At 68.6% G+C, this 3,755-nt stretch carries 5 protein-coding genes; 2 read left to right on the top strand and 3 right to left on the bottom strand.

Going from position 1 to position 3,755, the window contains the following annotated elements:
* Positions 1-760, top strand: a 760-nt coding sequence (locus SSP08S_RS54405) for an ArsB/NhaD family transporter (protein WP_019076030.1), incomplete at its 5' end; no start/stop codon positions are given.
* Between the two features lie 95 nt (positions 761-855).
* Here SSP08S_RS54405 and SSP08S_RS54400 read toward each other — a convergent pair.
* The gene (locus SSP08S_RS54400) at positions 856-1,197 is read right to left on the bottom strand and encodes a TfoX/Sxy family protein (RefSeq protein ID WP_019076029.1); all 342 of its coding nucleotides are present in this window, start codon (positions 1,195-1,197) and stop codon (positions 856-858) included.
* Positions 1,198-1,206: 9 nt separating this feature from the next.
* Positions 1,207-1,656, bottom strand: a complete 450-nt coding sequence (locus SSP08S_RS54395; protein WP_019076028.1) for an SRPBCC family protein — start codon at positions 1,654-1,656, stop codon at positions 1,207-1,209.
* A gap of 230 nt (positions 1,657-1,886) precedes the next feature.
* Here SSP08S_RS54395 and SSP08S_RS54390 point away from each other — a divergent pair, with 230 nt between their 5' ends.
* Positions 1,887-2,630: a flavodoxin family protein gene (locus SSP08S_RS54390; protein WP_019076027.1), complete on the top strand. Its 744-nt coding sequence runs from the start codon at positions 1,887-1,889 to the stop codon at positions 2,628-2,630.
* 221 nt (positions 2,631-2,851) lie between these two features.
* On the opposite strand, the gene SSP08S_RS57980 is transcribed toward SSP08S_RS54390, so the two are convergent.
* Entirely contained in the window at positions 2,852-3,613 is a 762-nt protein-coding gene (locus tag SSP08S_RS57980; protein WP_019076026.1) for a class I SAM-dependent methyltransferase, read from the bottom strand.
* Positions 3,614-3,755 lie beyond the last annotated feature (142 nt).

The following is a 3,755-nucleotide window of genomic DNA, read 5'->3' as shown; positions in this document are numbered from 1 at the left end:
CATCGCCCCGCTGTCCGCACTGCTCGTCGTCGTCCTCGTCGCCCTGTGCCGCGTGATGTTCCGCAAGACGTTCGTCTACGACGAGGACCGCGCCGCCGAGATCATGGCCCTGGAGGAGCGCGAGGCCATCAAGGACCTGCGGCTGATGGTCCAGGGTCTGGTCGTCCTGGCCCTGGTGGTGGCGGGCTTCGTCCTGCACCCGGTACTTCACTACGAGCCGAGCATCGTCGCGCTGCTGGGCGCCGGGCTGCTCGTCGCCGTCTCCACGGCCGAGACGAGCGAGGTCCTCGCCGAGGTCGAGTGGCCCACGCTCGCCTTCTTCGCGGGCCTGTTCATCATGATCGGCGGCCTGATCGACACCGGTGTGATCGACGAGGTCTCCAAGGCGCTCGCGGATGCGATCGGCACGAACGAACTCGGCGGGTCCTTGACGATGCTGGGTGCTTCCGCGGTCCTGTCCGGGGTCGTGGACAACATTCCGTACGTCGCCACGATGGCGCCCATCACCAGCGACTTGGTGCACAACATGGGCGGTGCCGGCGACCACGTCATGTGGTGGGCCCTCGCCCTCGGCGCCGACCTCGGCGGCAACGCCACCGCCATCGGCGCCTCCGCGAACGTCGTCGTCCTCGGCATCGCCGAACGCAACCGACAGCCCATCACCTTCTGGCAGTTCACCAAGTACGGCCTGATCGTCACCTCCGTCACGGTGGCCATCTCGCTCGGTTACGTGTGGCTGCGCTACTTCGCGCTGGCCTGAGCAGTACACCGTTGCCGCTACCTACGCAGATCCTCGACATCGCTGCCCGAGGCGGGACGGCCCGTCGGCCGGGCGCGGGTGTGGTCCGGTTCCGCTCACTTGGGTGGCAGGGTCGCGGCGAAGGCGTGCCCCTCGTCGACCCATCGGCCGAGCGCCTCGTCCTCGGTCAGAACGGAGGAGTCGACCAGGATCCAGCCGCGCATCGGGCGGCCGGTCATGTCGAAGACGCGGGTGCCGGGCCGGGCCAGAGCCGCATCGGTGTGCTCGGGCCCGACGCGCACCATGAGGTCGCCGCCGCTTCCGCTGCCGCTGACGCCCACGGCCATGTTCCCCCGGTACAGGAAGGCGATCCCGCCGAACATCTTTTTCTCGGTGACGTCCTGATGTACGGCCAGCCGTTCGCGTACGCGCTCGGCCAGCCCTTCGTCGTATGCCATGGGAATCTCTCATTCCGTGCCGATGAGCCTGAGTTCGAGGTCGCGCAGGTCCTTGCCGAGCGACGTGCGGACCTGACGGGCCATGAGGGGCGCGGCCATCCGGTAGAAGCCGCCCCCGCCGCCCTGGACGCGGATACGGGCCGTCGTCCCGGCGGGGTGCGGGTCGAAGGTGTAGGTGACGTGCATGGGCATCGGCCCGGCCACCGACACCATGTCCAGCAGCCGGGGAGGTTCGTGCGCGGCGACGCGCAGGACGTAGTCGATGCGTCGGCCCAGGAAGTACGCCGTACGGGTGACCTCGGCGCCCACACCGAAGCCACCGCCGTCGGCTTCCCGCGTCAGCTCCGCGCTGCGGATGCCCTGCGTCCATTCGTCATCGTGCCGCCAGTCCATGGCGTACGCCGCCACCTGCTCCGGCGGAACGGGGATCACCCGTTGCACCGACACGTCGATGGCCATCGCACCGCCGCCTCGTTTTCCTGCCGGGTACTCGGTCGTACTCGGAGCTGAGACCAGGATCCTCGCGATGGACGGCGGACGCACGACGCGCGACCGGGCGCCGTGCGAAAGCGCCGGGTGCCGGTGCGTCGTAGAAGGACAGGGCGGGATCCGCGCGAGACGCTGTCGCCGAGCCACGGCTCGGACCGGATCGGGGACCCGCCCCGGCTGTCCCGCGTGAAGGAGCATCCATGACCCAGTCACCGCCCGCCCCCGACCCGGTCGACGATCCCTACCGCTTCGACGACCTGCGCGCCCTGTTCGTCAACTGCACCCTCAAACCGTCGCCGCAGCAGAGCCACACCGAGGGGCTGATCGACAAGAGCCGGGCGATCATGGACGCGCGCGGGGTCACCACGGACGTCGTCCGCGCCGTCGATCACGACATCGCGCCGGGCGTCTATCCGGACATGACCGAGCATGGCTTCGCCACCGATGCCTGGCCGGCGCTGTTCGAGCAGGTGATGGCCGCCGACATCCTGGTGCTGGCCGGGCCGATCTGGCTGGGTGACAACAGCTCGGTCATGAAGAAAGTCATCGAGCGGCTGTACGGAGGCTCGGGACTGCTCAACTCCGCGGGCCAGTACGCCTATTACGGGCGCGTCGGCGGCTGTCTCATCACCGGCAACGAGGACGGCGTGAAGCACTGCGCGATGAACATCCTCTACAGCCTCCAGCACCTCGGCTACACCATCCCGCCACAGGCCGACGCGGGCTGGATCGGCCCGGCGGGACCCGGACCCTCGTACCTGGACCCGGGTTCGGGCGGGCCGGAGAACGACTTCACCAACCGCAACACCACGTTCATGGCCTGGAACCTGATGCACCTGGCCGCCATGCTCAAACGCACCGGGGGCATCCCCGCGCACGGCAACCAGCGCTCCGAATGGGACGCCGGCTGCCGCCTCGACGCGCCCAACCCCGACTACCGCTGAAGTGCGCGCCGCAGCAGGAGGGCGATCGCCGTCGTGGTGAGCACGGCTTCATCACGTTGGGCGAACGCCCCGACGGCGGAGTGCCGGTGGCAGGCGATCAGCCCTTTGAACGGACCCCGTTCTGCAGTCGGCGCCAATGTGGAAAGGGCATCCGGTGGGGCGGCCGGTCACCCGCCTCGGCGGCTTGAGCGCGCCGCCCCACCCGCGACGGTCGCACCACGTCAGGGGCGGAGCGCGACCAGGAGATCAACCACGTAGGTCTCCTCCACTTCCTCGCGAGGAAAGATCCTGCCCAGCCGATCACGCTCGTCGACGAAAAACGCCTGACGGTCAGCCTTGTCAAGAACGAGGAATGCCGACCGGCTACCGATGTTGGCGAGATGCGTGTCCAAAGAAACAGTGCGGCTCCAGCGCACTTGACGGCGCTCAACCCGTAACCCGGTCAGCCCCGCCAGCCGGATGGCATCGCTGTCCGAAGGGCGCACCGCAGACCTTGGTTCCACCCCGCAATGGTGTGCGATGCGCCCGTGCTGCTCGCGGATCCACGGCACGTCGAAAGCCGTTGTGTTCCACCAGATCGCCAGCGCACCGCCCGCCCGCAGGACGCGCAACGCCTCCGGCACGGACCGGGCGGGATCGGTCCACTGCCAGGACTGGGCATACGTGATCAGGTCGCAGGAAGCCTCGGCCAGCGGCAGAGCGTTTCCGTCACCTCTCACGATCGGCACTCCGGGAAGCGCCTGACGGAACTCGCCGGCCATGGCCTCACCCGGCTCGACAGCGATCACCTCAGCACCTCGTTCCCGCAACAACGTGCTGGCGATTCCGGTACCCGCACCGACATCGGCGACCCGAGCACCCGCCAGACGACAGCCTGAGAACTCCTCGACGCAGTCAAAGAGCGCGGCTGGATAGGACGGGCGACTCGCCGCGTACTGAGCCGCGGCCACATCGAACGACTGGGCGCGAGAGCTGACGGTCATCCCCTCATCATCACCTTCCTGTGCCAGAGACTCGACCACCGCCAACCCGGTGATTGTTTTCGGTTACGGCGTTAGACGGCGGTGCGTCCGGCGTCGGCCGCGACTGTGGCGCCGGTGAGGTAGCTCGCGCGGTCCGAGGCGA

This window comes from Streptomyces hokutonensis (assembly GCF_000376565.1).
Taxonomy (GTDB): Bacteria; Actinomycetota; Actinomycetes; order Streptomycetales; family Streptomycetaceae; genus Streptomyces; species Streptomyces hokutonensis.
This window is presented reverse-complemented; position numbering and strand designations above follow the sequence as displayed.